The organism is Bradyrhizobium sp. CCGUVB23, assembly GCF_024199885.1.
Lineage (GTDB): Bacteria > Pseudomonadota > Alphaproteobacteria > Rhizobiales > Xanthobacteraceae > Bradyrhizobium.
The window spans coordinates 1,540,837-1,565,562 of sequence record NZ_JANADQ010000001.1; the positions used below are offsets into that span (position 1 = coordinate 1,540,837).

23 protein-coding genes, 2 tRNA genes and 1 pseudogene are annotated in these 24,726 nt (G+C 62.0%); 12 read left to right on the forward strand and 14 right to left on the reverse strand.

Annotated elements, in window-relative coordinates:
* Positions 1–13: 13 nt before the first annotated feature.
* Genes NLN62_RS07230 through NLN62_RS07255 form a run of 6 tightly spaced genes read right to left on the reverse strand, consistent with a single transcriptional unit; the run spans position 14 to position 6,539 of the window.
* On the reverse strand, positions 14–1,093 hold the full coding sequence (locus NLN62_RS07230; protein WP_254108183.1) for an FAD-dependent monooxygenase: 1,080 nt from the start codon (positions 1,091–1,093) through the stop codon (positions 14–16).
* Positions 1,094–1,147: 54 nt separating this feature from the next.
* Complete coding sequence (locus NLN62_RS07235; protein WP_254108184.1) at positions 1,148–3,097, reverse strand: molybdopterin biosynthesis protein; 1,950 nt, start codon at positions 3,095–3,097, stop codon at positions 1,148–1,150.
* 13 nt (positions 3,098–3,110) lie between these two features.
* A complete protein-coding gene (locus NLN62_RS07240) occupies positions 3,111–4,217 on the reverse strand; it encodes a molybdopterin-binding protein (protein ID WP_254108185.1) in 1,107 nt (368 codons plus the stop codon).
* Between the two features lie 56 nt (positions 4,218–4,273).
* Positions 4,274–5,107: an extracellular solute-binding protein gene (locus NLN62_RS07245; RefSeq protein WP_027524936.1), complete on the reverse strand. Its 834-nt coding sequence runs from the start codon at positions 5,105–5,107 to the stop codon at positions 4,274–4,276.
* A gap of 14 nt (positions 5,108–5,121) precedes the next feature.
* On the reverse strand, positions 5,122–5,844 hold the full coding sequence (locus tag NLN62_RS07250; RefSeq protein WP_254108186.1) for an ATP-binding cassette domain-containing protein: 723 nt from the start codon (positions 5,842–5,844) through the stop codon (positions 5,122–5,124).
* A gap of 2 nt (positions 5,845–5,846) precedes the next feature.
* Positions 5,847–6,539, reverse strand: a complete 693-nt coding sequence (locus NLN62_RS07255) for an ABC transporter permease (RefSeq protein WP_254108187.1) — start codon at positions 6,537–6,539, stop codon at positions 5,847–5,849.
* A gap of 87 nt (positions 6,540–6,626) precedes the next feature.
* On the opposite strand from NLN62_RS07255, the gene NLN62_RS07260 reads away from it, so the two are divergent.
* Both NLN62_RS07260 and NLN62_RS07265 read left to right on the forward strand, forming a co-directional pair.
* Positions 6,627–7,520 (forward strand): helix-turn-helix transcriptional regulator, encoded by an 894-nt coding sequence (locus tag NLN62_RS07260; protein ID WP_254108188.1) that lies wholly within the window; start codon positions 6,627–6,629, stop codon positions 7,518–7,520.
* Between the two features lie 113 nt (positions 7,521–7,633).
* On the forward strand, positions 7,634–8,851 hold the full coding sequence (locus tag NLN62_RS07265; RefSeq protein ID WP_254108189.1) for an ABC transporter substrate-binding protein: 1,218 nt from the start codon (positions 7,634–7,636) through the stop codon (positions 8,849–8,851).
* Between the two features lie 106 nt (positions 8,852–8,957).
* Here NLN62_RS07265 and NLN62_RS07270 read toward each other — a convergent pair whose 3' ends face one another.
* On the reverse strand, positions 8,958–9,932 hold the full coding sequence (locus NLN62_RS07270; RefSeq protein WP_254108190.1) for a TAXI family TRAP transporter solute-binding subunit: 975 nt from the start codon (positions 9,930–9,932) through the stop codon (positions 8,958–8,960).
* A gap of 114 nt (positions 9,933–10,046) precedes the next feature.
* Here NLN62_RS07270 and NLN62_RS07275 point away from each other — a divergent pair, with 114 nt between their 5' ends.
* The 3 genes from NLN62_RS07275 to NLN62_RS07285 all read left to right on the forward strand — a co-directional run bounded on the left by NLN62_RS07275 (position 10,047) and on the right by NLN62_RS07285 (position 12,713).
* Positions 10,047–11,024, forward strand: a complete 978-nt coding sequence (locus tag NLN62_RS07275; protein ID WP_254108191.1) for a tripartite tricarboxylate transporter substrate binding protein — start codon at positions 10,047–10,049, stop codon at positions 11,022–11,024.
* 304 nt (positions 11,025–11,328) lie between these two features.
* Positions 11,329–11,404 (forward strand) — tRNA-Ile (locus NLN62_RS07280).
* A 295-nt stretch (positions 11,405–11,699) separates the two neighbouring features.
* Entirely contained in the window at positions 11,700–12,713 is a 1,014-nt protein-coding gene (locus NLN62_RS07285; RefSeq protein WP_254107295.1) for an IS110 family transposase, read from the forward strand.
* A 669-nt stretch (positions 12,714–13,382) separates the two neighbouring features.
* On the opposite strand, the gene NLN62_RS07290 is transcribed toward NLN62_RS07285, so the two are convergent.
* From NLN62_RS07290 to NLN62_RS07300, 3 genes are read right to left on the reverse strand one after another with little or no spacing between them, the layout of a single operon-like run.
* The gene (locus tag NLN62_RS07290) at positions 13,383–15,062 is read right to left on the reverse strand and encodes a patatin-like phospholipase family protein (RefSeq protein ID WP_254108192.1); all 1,680 of its coding nucleotides are present in this window, start codon (positions 15,060–15,062) and stop codon (positions 13,383–13,385) included.
* The gene (locus NLN62_RS07295; RefSeq protein WP_254108193.1) at positions 15,059–15,853 is read right to left on the reverse strand and encodes an ATP-binding protein; all 795 of its coding nucleotides are present in this window, start codon (positions 15,851–15,853) and stop codon (positions 15,059–15,061) included. Before NLN62_RS07295 ends, NLN62_RS07290 begins: the two co-directional genes overlap by 4 nt.
* Positions 15,850–16,149 carry a hypothetical protein gene (locus tag NLN62_RS07300; RefSeq protein ID WP_254108194.1) on the reverse strand — a complete coding sequence of 100 codons (300 nt, stop codon included), beginning with the start codon at positions 16,147–16,149 and terminating at the stop codon, positions 15,850–15,852. The genes NLN62_RS07295 and NLN62_RS07300 overlap by 4 nt, the downstream gene beginning before the upstream one ends.
* Positions 16,150–16,264: 115 nt before the next feature.
* Between NLN62_RS07300 and NLN62_RS07305 the strand changes: the two genes are divergently transcribed.
* The 3 genes from NLN62_RS07305 to NLN62_RS07315 are packed head-to-tail and all read left to right on the forward strand — an operon-like array spanning position 16,265 to position 17,750.
* Positions 16,265–16,450: a hypothetical protein gene (locus tag NLN62_RS07305; RefSeq protein WP_254108195.1), complete on the forward strand. Its 186-nt coding sequence runs from the start codon at positions 16,265–16,267 to the stop codon at positions 16,448–16,450.
* Positions 16,451–16,494: 44 nt separating this feature from the next.
* The gene (locus NLN62_RS07310) at positions 16,495–16,896 is read left to right on the forward strand and encodes a helix-turn-helix domain-containing protein (protein WP_254108196.1); all 402 of its coding nucleotides are present in this window, start codon (positions 16,495–16,497) and stop codon (positions 16,894–16,896) included.
* Complete coding sequence (locus tag NLN62_RS07315) at positions 16,893–17,750, forward strand: IS3 family transposase (protein WP_254108197.1); 858 nt, start codon at positions 16,893–16,895, stop codon at positions 17,748–17,750. The genes NLN62_RS07310 and NLN62_RS07315 overlap by 4 nt, the downstream gene beginning before the upstream one ends.
* Positions 17,751–17,856: 106 nt before the next feature.
* Here NLN62_RS07315 and NLN62_RS07320 read toward each other — a convergent pair whose 3' ends face one another.
* Entirely contained in the window at positions 17,857–18,654 is a 798-nt protein-coding gene (locus NLN62_RS07320) for an adenylate/guanylate cyclase domain-containing protein (RefSeq protein WP_254108198.1), read from the reverse strand.
* A gap of 314 nt (positions 18,655–18,968) precedes the next feature.
* Between NLN62_RS07320 and NLN62_RS07325 the strand changes: the two genes are divergently transcribed.
* Positions 18,969–19,044, forward strand: a tRNA-Ile gene (locus tag NLN62_RS07325).
* Positions 19,045–19,344: 300 nt separating this feature from the next.
* Here the strand turns inward: NLN62_RS07325 and NLN62_RS07330 are convergent.
* Positions 19,345–19,707, reverse strand: a complete 363-nt coding sequence (locus NLN62_RS07330) for a DUF4440 domain-containing protein (RefSeq protein ID WP_254108199.1) — start codon at positions 19,705–19,707, stop codon at positions 19,345–19,347.
* Between the two features lie 241 nt (positions 19,708–19,948).
* Here NLN62_RS07330 and NLN62_RS07335 point away from each other — a divergent pair, with 241 nt between their 5' ends.
* Positions 19,949–20,452 carry a DUF1214 domain-containing protein gene (locus NLN62_RS07335; protein WP_371932929.1) on the forward strand — a complete coding sequence of 168 codons (504 nt, stop codon included), beginning with the start codon at positions 19,949–19,951 and terminating at the stop codon, positions 20,450–20,452.
* 438 nt (positions 20,453–20,890) lie between these two features.
* On the opposite strand, the gene NLN62_RS07340 is transcribed toward NLN62_RS07335, so the two are convergent.
* The gene (locus NLN62_RS07340; protein WP_254108200.1) at positions 20,891–21,085 is read right to left on the reverse strand and encodes a hypothetical protein; all 195 of its coding nucleotides are present in this window, start codon (positions 21,083–21,085) and stop codon (positions 20,891–20,893) included.
* A gap of 357 nt (positions 21,086–21,442) precedes the next feature.
* Between NLN62_RS07340 and NLN62_RS07345 the strand changes: the two genes are divergently transcribed.
* Complete coding sequence (locus tag NLN62_RS07345) at positions 21,443–23,329, forward strand: tetratricopeptide repeat protein (RefSeq protein WP_254108201.1); 1,887 nt, start codon at positions 21,443–21,445, stop codon at positions 23,327–23,329.
* Positions 23,330–23,474: 145 nt separating this feature from the next.
* Here NLN62_RS07345 and NLN62_RS07350 read toward each other — a convergent pair whose 3' ends face one another.
* Positions 23,475–24,320, reverse strand: coding sequence for an FkbM family methyltransferase (locus tag NLN62_RS07350; protein WP_027526261.1), 846 nt, complete (start codon positions 24,318–24,320; stop codon positions 23,475–23,477).
* 49 nt (positions 24,321–24,369) lie between these two features.
* Here NLN62_RS07350 and NLN62_RS07355 point away from each other — a divergent pair.
* Positions 24,370–24,723: pseudogene (locus NLN62_RS07355) on the forward strand (ABC transporter permease); the annotation flags it as partial.
* Between the last annotated feature and the right edge of the window lie 3 nt (positions 24,724–24,726).

The window sequence follows — 24,726 nt, forward strand, 5'->3', positions numbered from 1 at the left end:
GACCCAACCGGTATCAGTTCGCTCCTTTAGCCAAATGTTGGCGCGCGAGGTCTCCTGCACCCGCGTGGTCCGCTCCTTTGCGGGTCGCCTCGAAGCGGCGAAACGCGTTTGCCACGCCCTCCCGCGCGACGCCGTCGAGGCAGCGCGACAGGACGGCGGCATCCTCAATCGCCATCGCCGCGCCCTGCGCCATATAGGGCGTCATCGGATGGCAGGCGTCGCCGAGCAGCGTGACCTTGCCGTCCGACCAGCGCTCGAGCGCGTCGCGATCCATGATCGCCCATTTGTGCACGTCGGGGCATGCGGCAAGCACCTGCGCGACCTGCGGATGAAAGCCTTCGAACGATGCGCGCAAGTCCCGCACGTCGCCCTTCGCCGACCAGGACTCGATGCGGAAATCCGGCTCCGGCTGGCTGGTGACGAGATAGACTTCGCTGCGATCCGGCTTGACGTAATAGATGACGATGTGACGGTCCTCGCCCCACCATTTGGTGCAGTCGTCGATCTCTTCGCCGCCGAGCAATGACGCGGGATAGGTGGTGCGATAGGCGATACGGCCGGTGAACCTGACCGGCGCCGTGTCGAACAGAATGTCGCGCACGAGCGAATGCACGCCGTCCGCGCCGACCACGGCATCGGCGATAGCGCTCGTGCCATTCGCAAACGTGAGCCTCACGCCTTCGGCGCTCTCATCGAGGCCGGCCAGCTTGTGGTTGAGCCTGATACATTCGGCGGGAACGGCGCTGGCGAGCGCCGCATGCAGATCGCCACGATGGGCAAGCAGATAGGGCGCGCCGAACTTCTGCTCGGCGCTCTCGCCGAAGATCATGTCGAACTTGACGTCGCCGCTCCGCCAGTCGCGGTTGTTCCAGGAGCGCGGATAAAAGGCGTGATCGCGCATCTGCGTCTCGAGCCCGAGCGCGCGCAACACCTTCATCGCGTTGCAACCGATTTGGATGCCGGCGCCGATCCGGGCAAATTGCGACGCCTGCTCGTAGACCATGACGTCGATGCCGGCGCGCCGCAGCGCAGCGGCGGTGGCAAGCCCGCCCATCCCGGCACCGACGATCGCGACCGAAAGCGGCTTTGCCATCGCGTCCCCACCCCTGTCATCACGCAGCTCGACGGCCGTGTCGTTATCTTAGGCTCAGGCTGGCCGGAATCCGGCCCGCGCCAGCGCCGCCCGGCTCTCGTCCGAGGCAAGCGCATCCAGAAAGGCCTGCACCGCCGGACGCTGCTTGCGCGCGCTCACCAGCGCGAAATCATAATGCTCTTCGCTGAGCGGAATGAAACCGAGGCTGGACGCATGGGCGACCGGCGCGATGGTCATGCCCCAGTCGGCGCGACGCTGCGCCACCGCGGCGGCCACCGCATTGTGCGAGCGCGGCTGATTCCAATAGCCTTCCGGCCGCGCGCCGCCGAGCAGGCGGTCGATCAGGATGCGCGTGCCGGCGCCCTGGTTGCGATTGACCATGATGCAGGCGGGATCGGCGAGCGCGGCGGCGACGGCATCCTTCGCTGACAAGCCGTCGAAACGCCTGTCGCCTTTGCGGAACACGATGCCTTGCATGCGCCGCCAGCCCGGCACGAGCTCGAGGCCCTCAGCAAGGTAAGGCGTGTTGTAGGTCTCGGTCTTGTCGTCGAACAGATGGATCGGCGCCAGATCGCACTCGCCCCGCCGCGCCGCCGCCAGTCCACCGAGACTGCCCACCGCAATCGAGCGCACGGAGAGGCCAGCGCGCGCGAGCGGCGCGGTGACGAGATCGAGCCCGGTGCAATGGCTACCGATGATGACGAGATCGGGCACGCGCACATGCGGCGTGAACAGCGTCACCTCGGCCTCGCTGCCGGCCGGCATCTGGTCGGCGAGCGCATCGATGCGCAGGAATCCGTCGGCCTGCGCGAAGGAGGTGATCGCGCCGGAGCCCTTTCCGGAGGGGTAAGCTATCAGCCCGTCCTTGCCATCGACCAGCGAGACCATCACGAACTCGGTGCGGCCGAGCTCGGAGGCAATCCGCACCGGCACCTTCGCACTCACTTTGGCATCCGCGCGCGGCGGAAGGCCCGCCATCTGCCGTAGCACCGGCACGATCATGTCGTGAAAGGTGAACATCGCCGAGGTCGGAAAGCCCGGCAAAATCACCACCGGCTTGCCGTCGCAGACCGCAAGGCACAACGGCTTGCCGGGCTTGAGCGCGACGCCATGGGCGATGATGCCGGGCTGGCCGAGGCGGCCGATGATGCGATGGGACACGTCGCCCGCGCCTTTCGACGTACCGCCCGACAGCACCAGCATGTCGGCTTCCGCGAGCGCCTTGCGCATCGCGGCCTCGAGCTGGGTCTCGTTATCAGGAATGGCGCCGATGAAATGCGCCGCGCCGCCGTTCTCGTCGATTGCAGCAGTGACGATCGCGCCATTGGTGTCGTAGATCGCAGCGGGCGCGAGCGCCTCGCCGGGCTGCACCAACTCGTCGCCGGTCGAGATAACCGCAACGCGCGGCTTGCGCACGACCTTGACCTCGGCGATGCCACAGGCGGCGAGCATCCCGATCTCGCGCGAACCGATGATCGTGCCACCGCGCAGCAGAGCTTCGCCGCGCGCGATGTCCGAGCCGGCATAGGACACGAACTGGCCCGGCGAAGCCGCGCGGCGGACGTCGATCGCGCCGATCCCCGCCGGCTGGGTGTGCTCGACCATGACCACCGCATCGGCGCCGCGTGGCAGAGGGCCGCCGGTCGCGATTGGCGTCGCAGTGCCCGAGGCGACCTGAAGGGCCGGCGCGGTGCCGCAGGCGATGATCTCGCCATTCAGGGCGAGACGCACGGGCGCAGCCTCGCTCGCCGCGGCAAGATCCGCGGAGCGGACGGCAAAGCCATCGACGTTGGAGCGGTCGAAGGGCGGCACGTCGATCGGCGCAAAGATGTCTTCGGCGAGCGCGCTTCCGAGCGCAGCCGCAAGCGCGCGCGTCTCGCTCGGCAGCGCGCGGGGGAACAACGCGGCTTCAAAGCGCGCCAGCGCCTCCTCGCGGGAGAGTATCTTGAGGAACTGCTCCTGATCGACCGAACTGCGGTCGGTCGGTTGCGGAATCCTGTTCATGCCGGAACCCATATCATTCCCGCATCAGATAGGCATCGACCGGCGCGCCCGCCGCAAAGCCTTCACTGTCGCCGGGAACGAGCAGCCATGCGTCGGCGCGGGCGATCGCCTGCAAGGACAGCTCACCGACCGCAAGCGGCAGCCAGGCGTCTTGTTCCTCGGCCAGCAGCGCGATCTCCGCCATGCCGACGTTTGATGCGATCTTGCGGGCGAGCTGCAAGCTGGCGGATTTGCGCAAGGCCCGCATCGACAGATGATCCAGCACCGGACAGACCAGCATGAGCCAAACCGCAAATGCCTGATCCGGCGCGCCCGGCAGCGCGATGACGGGAACTGATCCGATTCTTCCGATCGCCGCCGTACGTCCAGGCTGCACCGCAATCCCGTGAGCCAGGACCTCGCCGCAATCGGCTAGCGCGGTGACGGCGGCATCGCGGCGACCGACGCCGGTGCCGCCGACGGTCAGCAGCAGGTCGCAAGCGGTGATATCGAGCGCGTTCGCAATCGACGCCGCATCGCGCGCGCTAGCCTCCGCCGCAGTCACCTCCGCGCCCGCCGCGCGAGCCTGATCGGCGATGAGCTGAGCAGCCGCGGTGCCACCGGGCATGTTGATGACGCGCAGCCGCGGGCGGCGGACGCTCAGAGTCTCCAGTTCTACAGCTCGCGCCAGCAGAAGCTCGGTGGTGCGAACAGGCCGGCCCTCGGCAACGGTCGAGGTGCCTTCGGCCATGTCGCAGCCCCTCCGCCGAACGCCCTGCCCGGGAGAACCTTCGGTGAGCACTTCCGTGATCGGCCCCGCAGTATCGACCGCGTCAGCATCGAGCATGCAGTCGCATCCCTCCGGGATCGCGTCGCCGGCCTCGACCCAAATCGGAGGCGCAGCCAAAGGCAACGGCGAGTAGGAGGACGCCCCGACGAGATCGCTGACGCGCAACGCCCAGCCGTCCGCGGCAGCGGTATCGTGTGGCGGATAAGCGCCGAGCGGCGGCATACCCGCCGCGACGCAGCCGAGCGCCTCGGCGAGCGGCAGATCGACCGGCGCAACCGGCCGAACACCGCGCAGCAGCGCGGCGAGCGCAAGATCGAGCGGCGTGAGCGACGGCGGCAGGCGCTGGGTCATCCCTCAGATGGACCACGCAGCGCTCGGTTTGGCAACTCGCCTATTCCGGCTACTTGCTAGTCAGGCTTCCTGGCGGCATCCGGAAAGAACAGCTGCTGGCCGTCGATCTTGTAGCCGGCGATTGCGGCCTGGCCTTCCGGAGAAATCAGCCAGTCGACGAAAGTCTGACCCAACTCTTTCTTCACCGACGGATACTTTTCCGGATTCACCAGCATCACGCCATATTGGTTGAACAGCCGCTTGTCGCCCTCGACGACGATGTCGAGATCGCCGCGGTTCTTGAACGCGATCCAGGTGCCGCGATCGGAGAGCACATAGGCATTCATCGCACTCGCGGTGTTGAGCGCCGCCCCCATGCCCTGCCCGATCTCGCGATACCAGGCACCCTTGGTGCTCGCGACATCGATGCCGGCGATGATCCAGAGTGCAAGCTCGGCGGCATGGGTGCCGGAGCGGTCGCCGCGCGAGACGAACGGCGCGCCCTTGGCCTCGATCGCCTTCAGCGCAGTCGCGATGTCCTTGCCCTTGACGCCGGCGGGATCGCTCTTCGGCCCGATCAGCACGAAGTCGTTGTACATCACGTCGAAACGCTTCACGCCAAATCCGTCGGCGACGAATCTCTCCTCCTGCGGTTTTGCGTGCACGAACACGACATCGGCATCACCGCGGCGTGCGGTGTCGAGCGCCTGGCCGGTGCCTTGCGCGATCACCTTCACGTCGATGCCGGTCTTGGCCTTGAACATCGGCAGGAGATAACCGAACAGGCCGGAGTCCTGCGTCGACGTCGTCGAAGCCACGACGATCGAGCGATCCTCGGCCGACGAAGTCGAACTCACCAAGGCGATGCCCAGCAGCATCGCGAGCGGAAGGAACGGGCGGCGAGAGGCCATCGGAAAACTCCACTTCAAATCACGAGATCGCCGCGCAGGAAGGCCTGCGCCTCCGGCGTCGACGGATGGTCCAGGAATTCGCTCGCCCGCGCGCGCTCGCACAGCGTCCCGCGCGCAAGGAAGACCACCTCGCCCGCAAGCCGCCGCACCTGGCCGAGATCGTGCGAGGCCATCACGATCTTGATGCCGGATTGCGCCGCGCTCGTGACGATCTCTTCAACCGCGCGCGTCGCGGCGGGATCGAGATTGGCGGTCGGCTCGTCCAGCAGCAGAAGCTCGGGATCGCGCGCAAGCGCCCGGGCCAGCGCCAGCCGCTGCTGCTCGCCGCCGGAGAGGAGTCGCGCCGGACGGTGCGCAAGATCGGCAAGGCCGACCCGCTCCAGCAGCGCCACCGCGCGCCCGGGCCGGTGCGCGTGCGGCACGCCGGCCTGTGCGAGGGCGTAGGTGACGTTGGCCGAAGCCGTGCGCCGCAACATCACCGGGCGCTGGAACACGAAGGCGCGGCGCGTCGGCGCCGGATCGCTGCGGCCACCCCAACTGATGCGGCCACCCGTCGGAGCCGCAAGTCCCATGCACAGCCGCAGCAGGCTGGTCTTGCCGGAGCCGTTGGGACCGATCAGCAGGGTCGGCGCACCCGGCGTGATCGTGAGGCTGATGCGATCGAGGATCGTGGCCACGCCCCTCTGGAGCGAGACGCACTCGAGCACCACTGGAAGATCGCTGATCGGCGCCCGCATGGTCACCCCGTCACCCGTTGCGACCAGACGCGCGTCCCCCAGGCGGCCGCGTTGATGGCGAGCACGATGACGATCAGGATCGCACCGAGCCCCATTGCCAGCGGCAGATTGCCCTTGGACGTCTCCAGCGCCACGGTAGTCGTCATGGTGCGGGTAAAGCCGTCGATATTGCCGCCGACGATCATGACCGCGCCGACTTCCGCGGCAGCGCGGCCGAAGCCGGCGAGCAGCGCCGTCAGCAGGCTGAAGCGCGCGTCCCACAACAATGTCGTCATGCGGCCAACCGCGCCGACATTCATGGCGCGAAGCTCGTCGCGATACTCGACCCAGAGGTCCTCCACCGTTTGCCGGGTCAGCGCAGCGATGATCGGCACGATCAGCACCGTCTGCGCAATCACCATCGCCGCCGGCGTGAAGAGGATGCCGAGTTCGCCGAGCGGCCCCGCGCGCGACAGCAGCAGATAAAGCGCAAGCCCGACCACGACCGGCGGCAGCCCCATCATGGCGTTGAGCAGCACCACCAGGACCGCGCGCCCCCGGAAATGTGTCAGCGCCAGTAACGCGCCGAGCGGCATGCCGATTGCTGACGCCAGCGCGACCGCCGCAAGGCTCACACCAAGTGAGAGCCGTACGATCGCCAGCAACGCAGGATCGCCGCTGACGATGAGTTGCAAAGCACTGAGATGATCGGGCATGGTTCCCATAAGATGACATTGAACTGCAAAAATTCCGGCCTGCGTCAATTGCCAAAAGGCGAACAAAGATATGCATAGGAATGCAGAATGGAATTCCTGACGACGAGTGAGGCGGCGGACTACCTCCGGCTGGGGGAGCGCAAGCTTTATGAGCTCGTCACCAATGGGGCCATCCCCTGTAGCAAGGTGACCGGAAAGTGGTTGTTCCCGCGCCATGAGCTCGATTTATGGGTGCTGTCGGGCCTGGCGCGCCCGGCCGGCATGCGGGCGACCGAACCGCCGCCGATCGTCGGCGGCAGCCAGGACAGCCTGCTGGAATGGAGCCTGCGGGAATCCGGCTCCGGGCTCGCCTCGCTCAACGAAGGCACGGCACGGGGACTGGAACGGTTGCAGCGCGACGAGGTGATGGCGGCGGCACTGCATTTCCACAGCCTCGATGGCTCGGACAATCTCGCCAGCGACGCCAATGCCGCGGCCGTGCGCGCCGCGCCGGACCTGCATGATGCCGTGCTGGTGGGCCTGGTGCGCCGCGAGCAGGGCCTCCTGGTGCCGCCGGGCAACCCGAAGCGGCTGCGCAGCCTGCCGGACGTGCTCGCGCTCGGGGCCCGGATGGCGCTGCGACAAGAGGGCGCAGGCGCGCAGATGCTGCTCGACGTGCTGCTCAAGCGTGCCGGTGCCTCCTTTCGGGATCTGCGCCGGCTGGATGCGCCGAACCTCACCGGACCCGACCTCGCCGCCACCATCCGCGCCGGCCATGCCGATTGCGGCGTCGCAACACGCGGAGCCGCCAAGTCGGCCGGGCTCGATTTCGTTCCGCTGCTCTGGGAGAACTTTGATCTCGCCATGCGGCAGCGCACCTATTTCCGCCCGCCGATGCAGGCGCTGATCCGGTTCCTCAGCGAGAAGAAGCTGCGCCAGCATGCGGAGGAGTTGACCGGCTACGATCCCTCGCCGGCCGGCCAGATCCGCTTCGCCGCCTGACCAGCGTTGACGCGCGGCCCCAAATAGTTGCAAAAGAAACCAATTCAGCCGGGCCATACCCGGCCGCAATCAAGCGAACAGCGGCCAACGAGCTGCATGAGGGGAGGAATAGCGTGACTCCAGGCAGAACAGGACTGTCCGTCGTGGCCGCAATCGCAGCCGTGACGCTGCTGTCGGGCACCGCCTCGGCGCAGGTGTCCGACGACGTCGTCAAGATCGGCGTGCTTACCGACATGAACGGCCCGGCATCGACGCCGACCGGCCAGGGTTCGGTGACGGCGGCGCAGATGGCGATCGACGATTTTGGCGGCAAGGTGCTCGGCAAGCCGATCAGCGTGGTGGTCGGCGATCACCAGCTCAAGGCCGATATCGGCGCGGCGCTGGCACGGCGCTGGTACGACGTCGAACAGGTCGACCTCATCGTCGACGTCCCGGTGTCGGCGGTGGGATTGGCGGTGCAAAACATCGCCAACGAGAAGAAGAAGCTGTTCATCGCCCATTCGACCGGGACTGCCGATTTCCACGGCAAATTCTGCTCGCCCTACGCCATCCAGTGGGTGTTCGACACCCGCGCGCTCGCGGTCGGCACCGCCCAGGCGGTGGTCAAGCGCGGCGGCGACAGCTGGTTCTTCATCACCGACGACTACGCTTTCGGACACTCTCTGGAGCGCGATGCATCCTCGGTCGTGACCGCCAGCGGCGGCAAGGTGCTGGGCTCGGTGCGGCCGCCCTTAGCGACGCCTGACCTGTCCTCCTTCGTGCTCCAGGCGCAGGCCTCGAAGGCCAAGATCATCGGCATTGCCGCAGGGCCCCCGAACAACATGAACGAGATCAAGACCGGCGCCGAGTTCGGCGTGTTCAAGGGCGGCCAGCAGATGGCGGCGCTGCTCGCGCTGATCACGGACATCCACGGCCTCGGCCTTCAGGCCGCGCAGGGGCTGTTGCTGACGACCTCGTTCTATTGGGACATGGACGACAAGACCCGCGACTGGGCAAAGCGCTATTTCGCCAAGATGAACCGGATGCCGACGATGTGGCAGGCCGGCGTCTATTCGTCCGTGATGCACTATCTCAACGCCATCAAGGAGACCGGCACCGACGATCCGCTCAAGGTCGCAGCCAAGATGCGGGAAAAGCCGATCGAGGATTTCTTCGCCCGCAACGGCAAGCTGCGCGAGGACAATCTGATGGTGCACGACCTCTGGCTGGTGCAGGTCAAGTCACCCGAGGAGAGCAAATATCCCTGGGACTATTACAAGATCCTCGCGACGATCTCCGGCGATCAGGCGTTCGGCCCGCCCGATCCGGCGTGCGCGATGGTGAAGAAGTGACGGCGTAGCAGTCATTCCGGGGCGATGCGAAGCATCGAGCCCGGAATCTCGAGATCCCGGGTTCGTGCTTCGCGCGCCCCGGGATGACCGTCGCCTTGAGCGACGGTCATTTCACCACGCCGATCTCGCGGAAATATTTCATCACGCCGGGATGAATCAATTCCGGCCTCAGTGCGGCCGCGACGGTGTTCGCGGCCGTGGTCTCGCAGGCCTGCGCGAGCTTCTTGCAGAACACGGCTTCGACGCCGTGCAGCGTCTTCGCCAAGCGATACGCGACATCGTCGGGCAGGTCCTCGCGCGTGAGCACGAAGCTCCAGGAGCCGAGCGAGGCGATCGGCTCGGTCTGCTTCGGATAGGAGCCGGCCGGCACCGTCAGAGGCTTCAGGAAGGAATGCTTTGCGCGGATGCGCGCGATCTCATCACTATCGGGCGCAATGAAACGCGCGCCGGATGCGCTCGATGCGACCGCGGCGAAGCCGGGCCAGCCGATGCCGGCGCCCCAGAGCGCAGCGACGCGGCCGTCTTCGACCAGCGCGGGGCCGTCGCCGGCGCGGTCGAGATAGATCGCCTTGAAGTCCTCGTCCTGTTTGAGGGCGAGGCCGTCGAGCACATAGCGCGCGAGAATTGGCAGGCCGGAGCCCCTCGCGCCGAACGCCACGGGCTGGCCGACGAGATCGCGGATGGTTTTGTAGGGGCTGTCCGCCCGCACCACGAACATGCCGGGATTGGAATAGATCGCCGTGAGAATTTTCAGCGCTACCTTCGCGCGGCCAATGCCGGCGAAGGCCTCATAGGCCGGCTCGCCGGCGACGAGCGCGAGATCGAGCTCGCCCTTCTCCAGCAGCGGAATGTTCTCGTTGCTGCCCTTGGTGTTGCGCGGAGCGATCGCGAGCGAGGGATCGGCCGCATTCATCACTTCCGCGAACGCATTGCCATAGAGCGGGAAGCCGCCGCCAGGCGTCGCGGTGCCGAGGCTGATTGTCATTTTCGAGATGGCCTTGTCTCCATCCTCTCGGTTTTGCGCTGAGGCTGCGCCTGCAAACAGCGCCACGCCCAGCATGATCAGCGAATGAAGTTTCATGAGGGCTCCTCGGCGCACTGCGTCAACAGTCAACACTAGACTAGCGACGATGTAGGCAGCGACACGAATTTATGGAAGCATGGCGGCAACGACAATAAAGCAATGGGAGGCGTCATGTTGGGTGTTTTGCGTCGCGGTCTTTTCGGTCTTGCCTTTCTTTCCGCCCTCGCCGGCGTTTCACCCCCCGCCTCCGCCGCCGACTACCCGAACCGCCCCGTGCACTGGCTGATCGGCTTTGCTGCCGGCGGCCCCGTCGACATCGTGGCGCGGATCATGGCGCAGTGGCTGTCGGATCGTTTCGGCCAGCAGTTCATCGTCGAGAACCGTACCGGAAGCGGCGGCAACATCGCGGCCGCCGCCGCGATCAACTCTGCGCCCGACGGCTATACGCTGCTGTTCGTCGCGCCCAACAACGCGATCTCGACCTCGCTGTACAAGAAGCTGCCGTTCGACTTCCTGCGCGACACGACGCCGGTCGCGAGCATCATGCAGCTCACCAACATGCTGGTCGTCTCCAACGCCATGCCGGTGAAGACCGTCCAGGAGTTCATCGACTACTGCAAGGCCAATCCCGGCCAGATCTCCTATGCGTCCTCCGGCAACGGCACCTCGGTGCACATGTCGGCGGAGCTGTTCAAGGCGATGACCAAATGCGACATGGTGCATGTGCCCTATCGGGGATCTGCGATCGCCTTCCCCGACATCATCTCCAACAAGGTGCAGCTGATCTTCGACAACCTGCCCTCCGCGCTGGAGCAGGCGCGCGGCGGCAATGTCCGCGCGCTCGGCGTCACCTCGCCAAAACGCTGGCCGAGCGTGCCCGATGTGCCCGCCATCGCCGAGACCGTTCCGGGATTTGAATCGGTCGGCTTCTACGGCATCTCGGCGCCCAAGGGCACGCCGGGCGAGATCGTCGATCTCCTCAACAAGGCCGTCGGCGAGGCGCTGAAGGACCCCAAGCTGGTGGCACGGCTCGCCGAGACCGGCGGCATCCCGAGGCCAATGACATCAGCCGAATTCGGCAAGCTGGTCACCGACGAGACCGAGAAATGGCGCAAGGTGGTCGAGTTCGCGGGGGTCTCGGTGGATTGAGAGGAGGCCATCCCGGCGAGCCCCGCCGACGGCCGAGACCCGCAAGAATCAAAAACTGGAAAACAACCCCATGCAAAGTAGCCAAGGGGGCAGCGCGACATCTTACGCCTTTTCCGAAAACAACTTGACACGTCGGGCAAATCACCGGCACAATCGTATCATTGGCCCGTCTCGGCAGACCAACCAACACATCGCTCCGGCGGTTGCCCCGCGCCCGCGGGGCCGGCATTGCACCCTTGGCTCAAGCCTTGTAAACGGACCACGCACCGTTGCCGGCCGCACCTGTCGCGGCCGCCTCGCGGCGGGGCCTGTAGCTCAATGGTTAGAGCCGGCCGCTCATAACGGTCTGGTTGCAGGTTCGAGTCCTGCCGGGCCCACCACGCTTCGCCCTTCGGGCTTCGCGTGGCGCAGCCACGCGAGGGCCGAAGGGCGAAGCGTGTCCGGGCGTAGCTGGAGCGAAGCGGAAGCGAAGTCGGACTGACGCCACAAAGCTTCGTAGTTTTGGTGATAGTGCCCCCGGCAACGCTCGGCGAAACGCGTCGCGGAGGACCGCCGGTTCAGCCTGAGGATTCTTATTCACTGAAGATCATCTAGCCGGCCTTCGCTAGCAAGAAGGCGGTGGAGCTAAAGTGAGTTCGCAATCATCGATTCACTTTAGGCCACGAGGAGGCGAAGATGATGTACGGCGGGATTGATCTGCATTCCAACAACAGCGTTGTCGCTGTTATCGACGATGCCGACCGGGTCGTGGCGCAGAAGCGCTTGGCAAACGACATCACGAAGATCGTCGGCTTTCTGGCCCGATGGCAAGACCAGTTGGCCGGCGTCGTCGTCGAATCGACCTACAACTGGTATTGGCTGGTCGATGGCTTGCAAGACGCAGGGATGCACGTGTATCTCGCCAACACCGCTGCGATCAAGCAATACGAAGGCCTCAAGCACAGCGGCGACGAGACCGATGCGCAGCATCTGGCCCATCTCTTGCGACTGGGCATCCTGCCGACGGGAACGATTCTACCGAGGGGACACCGCGCGCTGCGCGATCTGGCACGCAAGCGCATGCAGCTGGTGCAATCGTGCACGACACATATCCTCGCGGTCGAAAACATCATGGCCAGGCAGTTCGGTGGGCGGATGACCAGCAATCAGATCAAACGGCTGACCGACGATACGATCGACAGCTTGCCACTGGCGGCGGACGTAAGCTTGGCAATCAAGGCGAACGTCGCGGTGATCGCGACATTGCAGTCACAGATCGATGTTCTGGAGAAGCGCCTGCAAGAACGCGTCAGGCCCCGGCCGCAATACCGCTTATTGACCAGCGTGCCAGGGATCGGCCAGACGCTTGCCACCGTCATTCTTCTGGAAGCAGGTCCGATCGACCGGTTCGCCGACGTCGGCAACTTCGCGTCCTACGCTCGCTGCGTCGACAGCGTGCATACCAGCAACCGGAAGAAGAAAGGCGAAGGCAACGTCAAGAACGGCAACAAGTATCTTGCCTGGGCATTCGTCGAGGCGGCGAACTTTGCCAGGCGCTTTTGCCCCGAAGCCAAACGCTTCCATGAACGCAAGAAGGCCAGGACCAACAACGTCGTCGCCACCAAGGCGTTGGCACACAAGCTGGCGCGCGCCAGCTATCATATCCTGAAGGAGGGCAAGCCGTTCGAGGTAACGCGCTGCTTTGCCTGACGGACGACGACGATCCGGCGAGCCACGTACGGTGACTGGGGCGACAACCAGCAGCACTGAATTGGACGCCGGATCGCCGTCACCAGCCGCGGTGACAGCGGATCGCCCGAACCGTAAGCCATCCGGAGATTGGCGCCGGCTCGCCGGCAGCCACGGTTCTGTGAAACTCTTTTGGATACGGGGCGGTACCAACGTTCTTCTGGGGCGGCCATGCCGCCAGGGCGCAGGCCTCATTTTGGGCCCGATGCTTGATCCCGATGGGTGTCTGGCGCGATCCGCGATACGGACGCAGCCATCAATCGAAGAAACGGGTGCGGTTCGAGCACCGCAGCTGAAAGCGACGAATGAAGAAATTGGCAGCTAGCGCTGCCAAAAAAAATGCGCTGCGCCCTTGACGACCGACCGGCTAATGGGTGTCACCGTAATCTCAGAAACACCCCTGCCAAAACGCAACGAACGCAGGCTAGGATTGGGCGGGAAGGTCTGGAAGTGATTTGAGAAAGCCGGAACGTGTGGATCACAGATAGTAGCGGGGGTCCGCTGCACCGTTCAACCCATTACGGATGACGCCGTATTTTGCTATTGGAGGCGCGCCGCAACATGCAGGACTTTGATTCGGTCTCTACATCTGGCCAGACGATCCATATCTGACTCATGACACGAATCGCACTATTGAGCGTTGGGGGCGTGCCGCATGTCAGTGTCGTAGATCGCAATTCCACCATCTCCCTCCGGTTTAGGTGTGAGCACATCGCGGCCGAGGGCCCGCTCCGTATCCGATCGTCCACGCGCCCAGTGCTCAGCGATCGCATTCTGCGAAAAATTGTGAGGCGCAAATACGACATCGTCGTCCTGCCGACGGTAGACCAGATTTACCAGACTAACGCGCGGCTGAGAAACAAGTCCATTAAGGAGGTCCTTTTCCTCCTGCGTTCGGGCATCCTCGGGAAGCCGTTCGAGCACATGTCTTAGTTTGCGTCGCATCCACTGCATATTGGCGTAATAGTCAGCAATAAAACGAGCCCTACTTGTCAAACTGATTGCACGTTGCTTGGCATTGACCTCGTGCAAGGAGCGCGGAAGTCGATCCGAGACCGCGAGCAAGTAGGGCTGAAACACGACAAGCGCACGATCTCCGAAGCCGTCTAAAACGTGCTGCAGCGCAGTGCTGGAAACAAGCGCAGCGCCCCAATAAGACTGACCATCGATTTGTATGGCCGGAAAGCCAGGCGGGAGTGCCATGCTTGCGAGGACGTGTTCGGGGCCGATGCGCATATAGGCGTTGTCGAAGTATGTGAAATTGCCGGTCGCAGCATTCACAGCACCAGCCGCAAAGCGGATCTCGCGATCGTTTAGTCGGTCGAAGTCAATATACCGCTCAAGTGTGGCTCGTGCCGGCGACAGATCATAAAACGCCGTGCCGCCAGCCAAGGGGCCTGGTAGGCTTGGCGAGTAGAGGCCGGGCACACCGTAGGCCGCGCCCAGCCAATCGCCAATCGGCCAGGGAAAAAGTTGTGTCGACGGCCACGAGTGCTGGGCGAATGTAGCCCACAGTGCCCTTAGCGCGTCGATGCGCCGTTCAATCGGATTTCCGGCGATAACGGCACCGACCATCGCCCCCATAGATTCTCCAGCGATCCACTCTGGTTCGATTCCGGCCTCGTGCAATGCTTCGTAAACGCCTGCGTGATAGGCGCACAACGCCCCATTGCCTTCAAGAGCGAGTGCAATACGAGCCCCGGTTGTACGATTGAGCATAACCTTCCAAAGCTCCGTGGTGGTCGGCACGGGCCCGATAAGCCGCCCAGCGTTGACGTGCTCGGCAAGCAGCTTTGGGTACGCTTGCGCGACATTGGTTGCAAAATTGGCACCGCCCCCCCAATGGGAAAATGTCTCGCGAATGAGTAAGACGTCGGAAGCTCTTCCCAAGCTTGAAGCCAACATGGAGTGACAGAGAAACGCAGCGTACCGGCCGGCATCGTCATGATCCAGAGACGCCAAGTAGGCAGCGGCGCGTTCGTTCAAGAGTCTAAAACGCGCCGGGTCTGCCTGGCGCAGGCGCGTAAGTAGTACCCGACGGGTTTCATCGGACAAGCGATGCTGGCCAAATCGGTCCTTGCTGGCAAAGCCAAGCTCCTCGATCCTTTGCAGCCTATGTTCCGCATCTTTGGTCGACTGCATCGCCAGCGCTGCAAGAAACGGCGCATCAAGACGATCTGGGATGGCGGCGATGAATAGAAAGTCTTGAATGGTTGAGTCCAGCTCCTGGATATTGGCGTGCAAGAAAACCCATGCCCGCTCGTCGCTATCCTTAGCCACCGAGAGCGCCTGAAGCAGTTCATCGATCATGTCAGCTGCATCGCGTGCGGCAATTTGAGTTCGATCCAGTTCATGAGTTGCTCTGCGTTCGAGACGCAGCTACACACCGCCGCAAGCGCGCCGTCCGGATCGGCACTGTCCACGCGGCGTCCCATCTCATTGATGAGCAGTTTCCAATCGCTGGGGTCTGTTACGGGCGACAGTATCTGCACCGGACCGCAGCATGCGCTCCACTTGCCCGAAAGGTCCGGAACGGTGCGGCCCGCGATGACAACCCGAATCGCGTTCAGCAGCGCAGCACGGGGGAGCAACAATCCTTTTATCCAGTCTTTCGCCGCCTTCGAGCCATAATCATGGGAATCGATTGCGATTAAAAACGGCCTTTTGAATGCAAGGGCATCTTCGAAAAACGCCTCGACCAATCTCGCGCGATCCGTCTCCGCATCGGGACTGTACTCAACCGATATCGTGTTCATGCCGATCATCCGATTGTTCATTACCTGAACCAGCGGACTCGCCTGATCGCGCCGAGCCTGTGCTAGACGAGCTAGGCTGTCGCCCATTTTTAACCAAGCGACCTGCAACAGCTCGTCCGCTGGATGAGGAGGATCCTTCAAGTCGATGCGCACATAATCGACACCGGCCGCCAGCTTTGCAAAACAATGATCGAGCAAACGAGTTTTTCCGGCTCCCTGCATGGGACCATGAAGCAGAAGGATTCGGACCGGAGAGGACGGCGCGATCAGGCGCTCGAAAGCATCACGCGGAGATCGATGATCAGCAAGCGGAATGCCAATCATGCCTCGTGCTTGCGCGGTCATGCTGACGGCGGACTTGGCTCGCGCGGACTTCTACGTTCTTGAACTTTTACCTTGTTCGCACCGAGCAGCGCATTTTCCGCAACGGTGCCGCCTTCAACGGTCTCCACTTCGTTGCGTCCCAACAACGTGTTGTTGCTTACCCCTGGTGTGGCGGTATTGCTGGGAGTTTGGGCCGTTAGCGACGCTGTAAGACTTCCGGATTGGATGTCCGCCTTAGTCAGCCGCCGTCGAACGGCGAACACGACAATTACGGCAGCAATAGCAACAATGAGTGCGATCCAGACATTTTCAGTCATCGCCTCGCTCCTGTACTCGCTCCCCCAAAAAGCCGGTGATTAGGCTAGCGATTTTGCACGAATTTCCTCCTTCCCGCAACGGTTGAACGTCTCTATTTTTGCGACGGGCAGAGGAATGGCCCTGATTCTCTGCGGCGCAATACTCTATGTATTTTGGCCATTTGCCCTTCTATTTGGTGAGCGCAACGCGCTGAGTGCAAGTGCGATGACGGTTTCAACGAGAAACACCTCATCCTATATCGAAGAAAGCTTGATGCTCGGCATTGGTATTACGGTGACAGTCCTGGACTGCACCCCTTAAGTGAGACACGATAATTCCTGTGACAGGCATTTTGAGGATGACCTGTGGCAGGAAGAGGAAAGAACCGTCAGTTTCCGACGGCCTACAAATTGAAGGCGATCAGGCGGGTTGAGCGGGGCGAAGGCGTTCTGCCTGTGGCTCGCGAACTTGGGATATCACGCAAGATTCTGCACGACTGGATCAAGGCGTGGAAAGCGCATGGGCCGGAGGGACTAAACCGCAAGCCCGGACCCAAGCCTGGTCCCCGGAAGCTCAAGCCTGTACCGACGTATGACGACAAGCGTTCTGCGCTCACGCGTGCGAATGCCCGCATCGCCGAGCTCGAGCGGCTGGTGGGCCGCCAGCAGATGGATATCGATTTTTTTCGGAAAGCCTTGCGCGCATTGGAGCGGCCGGCAGCGCAAGGCAAACCCGCATCCGCATCGTCGAAGTCATCCAAGCCATGACGTCGGAGACGACCAATTCTCACGCCGACGTGCAGCGCCTCTGCTATCTGGCGGGCCTGCCGCGCGCGACGTACTACCGGCATCTCAACAGGCGCAATCGTGCGACGGCCGAGTGCGAGCTGCGCGACCAGCTCCAGCGTATTTGCCTCAAGCATCCTTTCTACGGCTATCGACGCGTGGCAGCCACCCTCCGGCGCCAAGGCATGGTCGTAAATGCCAAGAAGGTTCTGAGGCTTATGCGCGAGGACAATCTTCTCGCGCAGCGCAAGGCGCCGTTCCTGAAGCCACCTGCGGAGCGACCAGGGCGCGTTCTCGTCGTCCCCAATCTGGTGCGGGGCCTGGTGCCGTCCGCGCCCGATCAAATCTGGGTCGCCGACATCACCTATGTGCATCTCGCCAGAACCTTCGCCTATCTCGCTGTCATCCTCGACGCCTTCTCGCGCAAGGCCGTCGGCTGGGCTTTCGAGAACACACTCGATGCCTCGCTCGCGATCGCCGCGCTCGATATCGCTCTCCAGGCCCGTAAGCCGCAACCCGGCAGCCTGATCCACCACTCCGATCGCGGCGTGCAATACGCCTCCATCGCCTATCGCCAGCGATTGGCCGATCGCGACATCACCATCAGCATGAGCAGGCCCGGCAATCCCTTCGACAACGCCAAGGCCGAAAGCTTCATGAAGACGCTCAAGGCCGAAGAGGTCAACGGAAAGGCATTTGCCGACCTCGGCGACGCCCGCCGCCGGATCGATAGCTTCATCGCAGATGTCTACAACAAGGAGCGCTTGCACTCGGCGCTTGGATACCAATCGCCTCTTGAGTTCGAAACCGCGTTCGCGCAAAACAAGATACGATAACGTCGTGGCAACCGCACTGTCACAGGAATTATCGTGTCTCACTTAAGGGGTGCAGTCCAGTCCAGGACTGTCACCGCAACTGAAGCGCCCCCTCCCGTAGGCCCCTTTAATCCTCGACCCGGTACAGCCGCCATCGCTCGGGCACGCCTTTGAGCTGGTGAACGCCGTGATCCCTGAAGCGGATTTGCGCGTGCGACACGAGCAGGTTCTTGACCGCGCTCGAGACCAGGACTTCGCCGGCGCGCGCTTTCGCGGCGATGCGCGTGCCGATGTGAAAGGCGAGACCGACCATTTCGCCCCCGCTCACCGTGTACTCGCCCACATGCAGCCCTACCCTGATCTCGAGCCCGAGCGTGCGCACGGCCTTTTGGATCGCTGTCGCGCAAGTGACCCCGGCAGCCGGCGCCTTGAACGTCGCCAGCACGCCGTCCCCCGTCGTCACGACTTCCTTTCCGCGCGAGGTTTTCAGCTCTTTGCGCACGGCTGCGTAATAGTGGCCCATCACCTTTGTCCAGCGCGCATCGCCGAGCTTTGCAGCTTTTTCGGTGGAGCGGACGATATCGACGATCAGGATCGTGGCGAGCGCCTGTTTGAGCTCGGTGCCGCGCTCGACGGATCGGCGCCGGAGCGCAATCGGTCCGGCTAGCGATTCGTAGCGATGGCTGCGGCGCCGCGCGATCGCGGCTTTTGCATAGTCCTGGGCACGCTGCGCCGTACCGCAACGAACTGTTTTCTCCCTCGGCGCAACCGTCCAGTAAACCTTCCGCCCGTCTCCGGCACCATGGACTTCCACGGCGCCCCACTTCAGGAAAACCGCCGAGCCAACGCGCCGAACACACCACGCCTTCGACGTGTATCCGGAAACGTTCGACTGATGGACCCCGATGCGAAGGAATTTTGGCATGAACGTGCGGCCATTCGCAAGAACGTTTGGGAAAGCCTCCGTCAAAAAATAGTCGTACACCGCTGCGTTGGCAACCGCACCGCCCGCGCATTCGCGACGTTGAGTTACGATGACAGTGCATTCAATTTGCCCGACTCGCCTTGGTACCCATCACCGCGGGCATGGCCCGCTTGGCTAGCATCGTCATCCCCTGTCAATTGTACCACTTCGCCTGGCGCGGCAACGGACGCACTCATTGTCGATTGAGTGCACTGTAATCCCCCGTAAACGAACCGCGCACCGTTGCGGTCCGCGTCCCGCGGCCGCCTCGCGGCGGGCCTGTAGCTCAATGGTTTGAGCCGGCCGCTCATAACAGTCTGGTTGCAGATTCGAGTCGTGCCGGGCTCACCACAACAAATTCAAATAAATACTTGTCGGACTGAGAGCGGCGTTACGGCTATTTTTGCCACAGAAATTCTACGACGGATGTGAACGAACGTCGTCGAACGCGGACGAATTCGCGCAAATGACGATCAGATAGTTGGCCGTGTGAGACGGCTTGCTCGTACGTTTCTCTGACAACAGAAAGTCGTCCGGTACGTCATCTGCTTTTGCTCGACAATCGGACGTTCGCCGGCGACGTCCGCAGCTTCGAAATGGGCCATTTCCGGACCAAGAGTATCGACGATCGCGCTGATATTCCGTGCGACTCTAGCTCGCCGGCATGTTGTTCCAGATGTCGCGATGCAGACGCCACCGGCCATCCGGGCATCTGAGCCAGACAACAAGGTATTTTGCCTTTGCTTGCCCGGTGTCGGTTTCGCCAATCTCGTAGGCAGTGTCACCGACGACCTCGAGCTCAGTGGTCTTGAATGTGGGGTCGCTCCGCTCGAGTGCCGCGCGCCAAAATTCTTCTATCGCCTTCCTTCCCGAAACGATCGCCGCACCCGGCGGCAGAACCTTGGCATCTTCGGTAAAGATGCCAGCCACACCCAAATAATCCTTGCGGGCGGCGGCGGCTCCAAAGTTGCGAATTTCCAGTTCAATAGCCTGTCGACGCTCATCAGAGTTCATAACGATCCTCCTGCTGAAGCTACAACACGCCACGCACCCACGATGTCGATCCCCTCGTCCTTACCAAGAACCAGATTAGCCTATCAAAATTGGCACGCTATGTCCCTTTCGGGTCAAAAGCAGCAAAATAGCCTGATGACGACCGCGGGCGTCCGGTTTCCCGTAGGCAGCCGACATGGCAGCGGCTGTCCCTACTCGGGCCAGAATAAAGGACGCGTACTTCTATCCGAACAGCGCCTGGATGACCGTGTTCATCGGCGGAAATTACAAGTTCGAGCAGAATGGCGCCGTCAATCTGGACGCGAAGGCCATGTTCTTCTTCTACGCCACGGGCATTACACCGGCGATGACAGAGAAGATGGTTGGAGAAGGCTCACAGTATGCCGGCGCTTTCGTAGATGCCAAGGGCGATCCCCTCGATGGAGCGAAGACTTATAAGATACACATGACTTCACCAGTTCCCGCCAAAGATTTCTGGTCGTTCACGGTGTACGACAATCAGACACGCTCGATGCTGCAGACGGATCAAGAATTCCCTGCTGTTGGTAGCCTCACCAAAGGACTACTGGTGAATGCGGATGGGTCAGTCGATGTCTACTTCGGTCCGAAGGCTCCAGCCGGAAAGGAAAACAACTGGGTCCGGACGGTCCCCGGCAAGGGCTGGAGCACCCTGCTCCGCCTGTACGGGCCGCTCGAAGCATGGTTCGACAAGAGTTGGAGGCCGGGAGAGATAGAGCCGATGTGACGGCGCACCGCTCTCCTACAACTGCAACCAGCAATTTTGGCGCATCAGATATCCTCGATAGATGCGGTCGCGCGTCCCCCGCTTTTTCGACGCGGCCCAGAGGACCCGAGCCTGAGGACCTACATGAGCCCGCCAAAAGGGCGTCACCATGCGAAAGCAACCTTGATCTAGCTCAAGGGTGGCAGTTTGCCTCTGTCCGACCGTCGAACCATGACACCGACCGAAAGATCATGCCCGGAAGCACATGAGCCAACACCGAAGCCGTCGCGCACGGAGGAAGCGCGCCGGGTTGTTGAGGAGTACGCGAACGATCTCGGGGAAATCGTCAGGAAATTGGGCAAGCGCTTCTTCCATTAAGGCTGCCACACCGGGGGTGAGGTGGCCGCGCGCCTAATGTTTAATTTTGGACCAACCCCGGCTGTGCTAGTTTGATCACCATCACCGGCCAAGGCTCTGCCCGTAGGCGTCGGTGGCTGAGAGACCGAGCGCGCTCCCGCCTATAGCGAGGAGAGCGAGATGGATCGGTCCCGGCAACTTCAACATCTTGAACAAGCTGAGCGCCACCTGTTGCGTGGCGAGCAGAATGTTTTCGACCAAGAACAGCGTATCGAGGACCTTGAGCATCATGGGCATGACACAACCTTGGCCCGCGCTCTCTTGGAAACATTCCTCTGCACGCAAACGCAATTCGTTGCGCACCGCGATCAAATCCTTCGAGAACTAGACCACAGCGGAGCTTCCTGACGTCAGCTCCGTTCCCTGGCAAGGGCAGATGAGGATATGGAAGGTGCAGGCCGCGCCAGCCTCGCGCCAGCTTCGCACCATAAACGACTTCATGGGACGCTACGGCCGCGCTCGGTGGGTGGACTCCGCCAGCACAGCTCAATGCGAACTGATGGAACGAGAAGGCAAGTGCGACGGACACCTCCTTCCCGCGTGACTGAGAGGCGGCGAGCAATCTGACGTTGTCCACTTTTTTCTGGTCAGCTTATGAATCGTCAAGAGTGCCGGGCCGCGGCGGAACAATCCCAAAAGGTCGCACCGCAAAATTTGGAGGCCGCGAAACAAAGTTTGGAGGCCGCGAAACAGGGCCAATTGCTGTTCAATCTCGGCCGGTATGCCGAAGCCCTGGAATGCTTCAACGCATTCGATAGGCTCAATCCAAATATCGCACCTCTGTATCAAACGCGCGGCCTTTGCCTCCAACGGTTGGGCCGGTTCGAGGAAGCGCAGGCCGACTTCGAGAGGTCCATTGCGCTGAACCCCGGCGAGGCGGAGACGCACAAAAACCTTGGCACGCTTCATTCAAGATTTGGCCGGATGGAGCAGGCATTAGCGAGCCTCGATCGCGCGCTCGAACTTCGTCCTGATTTTTCCGCAGCGCTTAACGAAAAGGCACGGGCGTTGAGGAACCTGCAATTGCGGGATGAAGCTCTCGTGGTCCTTCACAAATCGCTGGCGATCGACCCGGGCAATGCGGACACGATCCGGAATCTCGCGCTGCTGCTGCTTGATCTCGGCCGGCATGCGGAAGCCCTGGACTGCTTCAACGCAGCCGTGAAATTGAATCCAAATTCCGCAGCTCTGTATCAAATGCGCGGCGTTTGCCTCCAAGAGACGAACCGGTTCGAGGAAGCGGAGGCCGACTACGAGAAGTCCATCGCGCTGGACTCCGGCCTGGCGGAAACGCACAACAACCTCGGCTCGCTTCATTCGAGACTTGGCCGGATGGAGCAGGCATTTGCTAGCATCGAACGGGCGCTTGAACTTCGACCGGATTTTGCCGCAGCGCTTTCCAATAAAGCATTCCTATTGTTGAATCTGCAATTGCTGGATGAAGCCTTCGCGACCTCTCACAGATCCTTGGCGGTCGACCCAAATCATGCGCCGGCGGCCTTTAATTTGGCGACGCTTCAGCTGCTGACCGGAGATTTTGAGCGAGGCTGGCTTGGGCGCGAAGCGCGTTGGAGAATTCCTTCTTTCGGTTTGCCCGATCGCGGTTTTCCCCAATCCCTTTGGCTTGGTGACCAACCGCTCGAAGGCAAGACCATATTGCTTCATGCCGACGAGGGATTGGGCGATGCAATTCAGTTTGCGCGCTATGTGCCCATGGTGGCCGCGCTCGGGGCTCAACTCATCCTGGAGGTCCAGCCGCCAATCCAGCGGCTCCTGGCTGGGGTGCCCGGCGTCGCAACGTGTACCGTCCGATCGTCTACAACGTCGCTGTCGTTCGACCTGCACTGTCCTCTTGGAAGCCTGCCGCTGGCGTTCGGGACGCGGCTCGATACGATCCCGTTCGCGCAAGCGTACCTTCCTGCGCCTGCGGCGGCGCGCGTGAAGGCCTGGGAAGACCGGCTTGAAGACCGGATTGGCCCCCGCAATCGCTTGCGCGTCGGACTTGTCTGGTCGGGGAATCCGGTTCACAAGAACGATCACAATCGATCGATGGCACTGCGCACGCTTGCTCCTCTCCTGGATTGCGACGTCCAGTTCGTCAGCCTGCAAAAAGGCGTCCGGGATCAGGATCAGGCCTTTCTCCGCGAACGTTGTGACATCGTAGACTTAACGGAACATCTTACGGATTTCAGCGAAACAGCGGCGCTGGTTTGCTGCCTCGATCTGGTGATCTCGGTCGACACCAGCGTCGTTCACCTTGCCGGCGCGCTGGGCGTCCCCGTCTGGACGATGGTGCCATTCAGCCCGGATTGGCGCTGGCTGCTCAACCGCGACGACAGCCCGTGGTATCGGTCAATGAGGCTGTTCAGGCAAAACGCGCCGCGCGAATGGTCGGGAGTTGTCGAGCAGGTGCGCACCGAACTGCGCAAAGTCATTGCTGGCTGGAGCCCGGCGAAAAAAAGGACGATCGGCGCAGACTAAAGCGCGATGAGATTAGGATGAATCGTCATCGCGCTCAGGTCGCTTGTTTGAGCATGACCTCCGCGCAAACGCGTTCCACGTTTGTCGCGAGGGAAAACCGCTTCACACTTTGCGCTAACGCGCCCCTTCGGGTCCGGATGATGCTCTAGACATTTGCTTCCGCAAAGCTGCGTGCTTCAGCATGCTGGCCGGCGCCTTGAAGTCCGTTGATATCCTTCGAACTCTCATCGCTTTGATGTACTGCGAGAATATTGATGCCGAGAGCCAAGGACTGATAGCCGTTGTCCCGTAGCCAATGCTCAAGTTGCCGGTTATCCGTCTTGATTTTTTCGATGAACAGCATCGGGCGATACTTTTTGATTGTCTCCCGAGCACCCGCAAGGGCCTCCATCTCCATTCCCTCGATATCAATCTTGATGAAATCCACTCGAGGCAAGTTGAGCTCGTCCAGCGTCATTTTTTGTACAGGGACGGTGTTGTCGGTATAGTTGATCGACTGACCTATAAATTCGTTACCCGGACGCTGCCGCAATTCCAGGCTGCCGAAGCTGGAAGGCGTAAAATAGTTTGGATTTGGAATTTGCATCGTGCCGGATTCGGAGGAAACGGCAGCATGCACCGCTAACGCATTGAAGCAGTTGTTGATGGCAATGTTGCCCGCCAGCGCATAGTAGATCCGTTCCTGGGCTTCGATCGCAATCACCGAACCCCAGCCCGTCATCGACGAGGCCCATTCGATCGTGTGCACGCCGATATTCGCGCCACAGTCAATGGCGATCACCCCGTCACCGTGGTACCGCCGTCGCAACGCCAACAATTCGAGAGCGGCCCTGACTTCGCCTGGATCGAAAGCGGCCGTTTCGAGGATCTGAAACCCCACGCCGTAGCCGCGGTCAGGACTGACCATGCGATAGTCGAATCGATTGACTATCATCGTTCCATGATTGGACGAGGCCAAGACAAAGGCCAGCTTTTGCCCCGCGATAGGCATTGCAGAATCTCCTTTAACCTAGAATCGATCCCACTATCCCAATGCCCGCTTGTGCGAAGCTGGTCCCGACAATGGCTTCCGGCAGTTCTTTAGCGGCCATGCCGTCAGGCGAACTGACAGAAACTGGAGGACGTTAGTTGCCGGAATCACACCCGATTACCTAGTCGCTCGTGAATGGACGATATTGGATGGCCGCTCCTTCAACAGTGCCGAGATCAATTCCGGTGCCAAGGTCGCCATCGTAGGGACAGTCATTCCTATGGAACTCTACGACTCGCGTCCGGCAGTCGGAAGAATATTCCGGATTGGCGACGTGCCCTTTACCATCATTGGTGTGCTGGACAAAAAGGGGATTGGAGCGGCTGGCCGCAGTCAAGACGATGTTGTCTTCGTTCCCATCTCGACG

Excerpts from the sequence above, each read along its gene's own strand:
- NLN62_RS07295 (WP_254108193.1), bottom strand. The coding sequence starts at position 15,853 with ATGACCGCGCAAGCACGAGGCATGATTGGCATTCCGCTTGCTGATCAT.
- NLN62_RS07285 (WP_254107295.1), top strand. The coding sequence starts at position 11,700 with ATGATGTACGGCGGGATTGATCTGCATTCCAACAACAGCGTTGTCGCT.
- NLN62_RS07320 (WP_254108198.1), bottom strand. The coding sequence starts at position 18,654 with ATGCCAAAATTCCTTCGCATCGGGGTCCATCAGTCGAACGTTTCCGGA.
- NLN62_RS07270 (WP_254108190.1), bottom strand. The coding sequence starts at position 9,932 with ATGAAACTTCATTCGCTGATCATGCTGGGCGTGGCGCTGTTTGCAGGC.
- NLN62_RS07300 (WP_254108194.1), bottom strand. The coding sequence starts at position 16,149 with ATGACTGAAAATGTCTGGATCGCACTCATTGTTGCTATTGCTGCCGTA.
- NLN62_RS07330 (WP_254108199.1), bottom strand. The coding sequence starts at position 19,707 with ATGAACTCTGATGAGCGTCGACAGGCTATTGAACTGGAAATTCGCAAC.
- NLN62_RS07315 (WP_254108197.1), top strand. The coding sequence starts at position 16,893 with ATGACGTCGGAGACGACCAATTCTCACGCCGACGTGCAGCGCCTCTGC.
- NLN62_RS07340 (WP_254108200.1), bottom strand. The coding sequence starts at position 21,085 with ATGCCCATGATGCTCAAGGTCCTCGATACGCTGTTCTTGGTCGAAAAC.
- NLN62_RS07235 (WP_254108184.1), bottom strand. The coding sequence starts at position 3,097 with ATGAACAGGATTCCGCAACCGACCGACCGCAGTTCGGTCGATCAGGAG.
- NLN62_RS07335 (WP_371932929.1), top strand. The coding sequence starts at position 19,949 with ATGACCGTGTTCATCGGCGGAAATTACAAGTTCGAGCAGAATGGCGCC.
- NLN62_RS07250 (WP_254108186.1), bottom strand. The coding sequence starts at position 5,844 with ATGCGGGCGCCGATCAGCGATCTTCCAGTGGTGCTCGAGTGCGTCTCG.
- NLN62_RS07255 (WP_254108187.1), bottom strand. The coding sequence starts at position 6,539 with ATGCCCGATCATCTCAGTGCTTTGCAACTCATCGTCAGCGGCGATCCT.
- NLN62_RS07240 (WP_254108185.1), bottom strand. The coding sequence starts at position 4,217 with ATGACCCAGCGCCTGCCGCCGTCGCTCACGCCGCTCGATCTTGCGCTC.
- NLN62_RS07245 (WP_027524936.1), bottom strand. The coding sequence starts at position 5,107 with ATGGCCTCTCGCCGCCCGTTCCTTCCGCTCGCGATGCTGCTGGGCATC.
- NLN62_RS07345 (WP_254108201.1), top strand. The coding sequence starts at position 21,443 with ATGAATCGTCAAGAGTGCCGGGCCGCGGCGGAACAATCCCAAAAGGTC.
- NLN62_RS07260 (WP_254108188.1), top strand. The coding sequence starts at position 6,627 with ATGGAATTCCTGACGACGAGTGAGGCGGCGGACTACCTCCGGCTGGGG.
- NLN62_RS07290 (WP_254108192.1), bottom strand. The coding sequence starts at position 15,062 with ATGATCGATGAACTGCTTCAGGCGCTCTCGGTGGCTAAGGATAGCGAC.
- NLN62_RS07350 (WP_027526261.1), bottom strand. The coding sequence starts at position 24,320 with ATGCCTATCGCGGGGCAAAAGCTGGCCTTTGTCTTGGCCTCGTCCAAT.
- NLN62_RS07305 (WP_254108195.1), top strand. The coding sequence starts at position 16,265 with ATGGCCCTGATTCTCTGCGGCGCAATACTCTATGTATTTTGGCCATTT.
- NLN62_RS07230 (WP_254108183.1), bottom strand. The coding sequence starts at position 1,093 with ATGGCAAAGCCGCTTTCGGTCGCGATCGTCGGTGCCGGGATGGGCGGG.
- NLN62_RS07275 (WP_254108191.1), top strand. The coding sequence starts at position 10,047 with ATGTTGGGTGTTTTGCGTCGCGGTCTTTTCGGTCTTGCCTTTCTTTCC.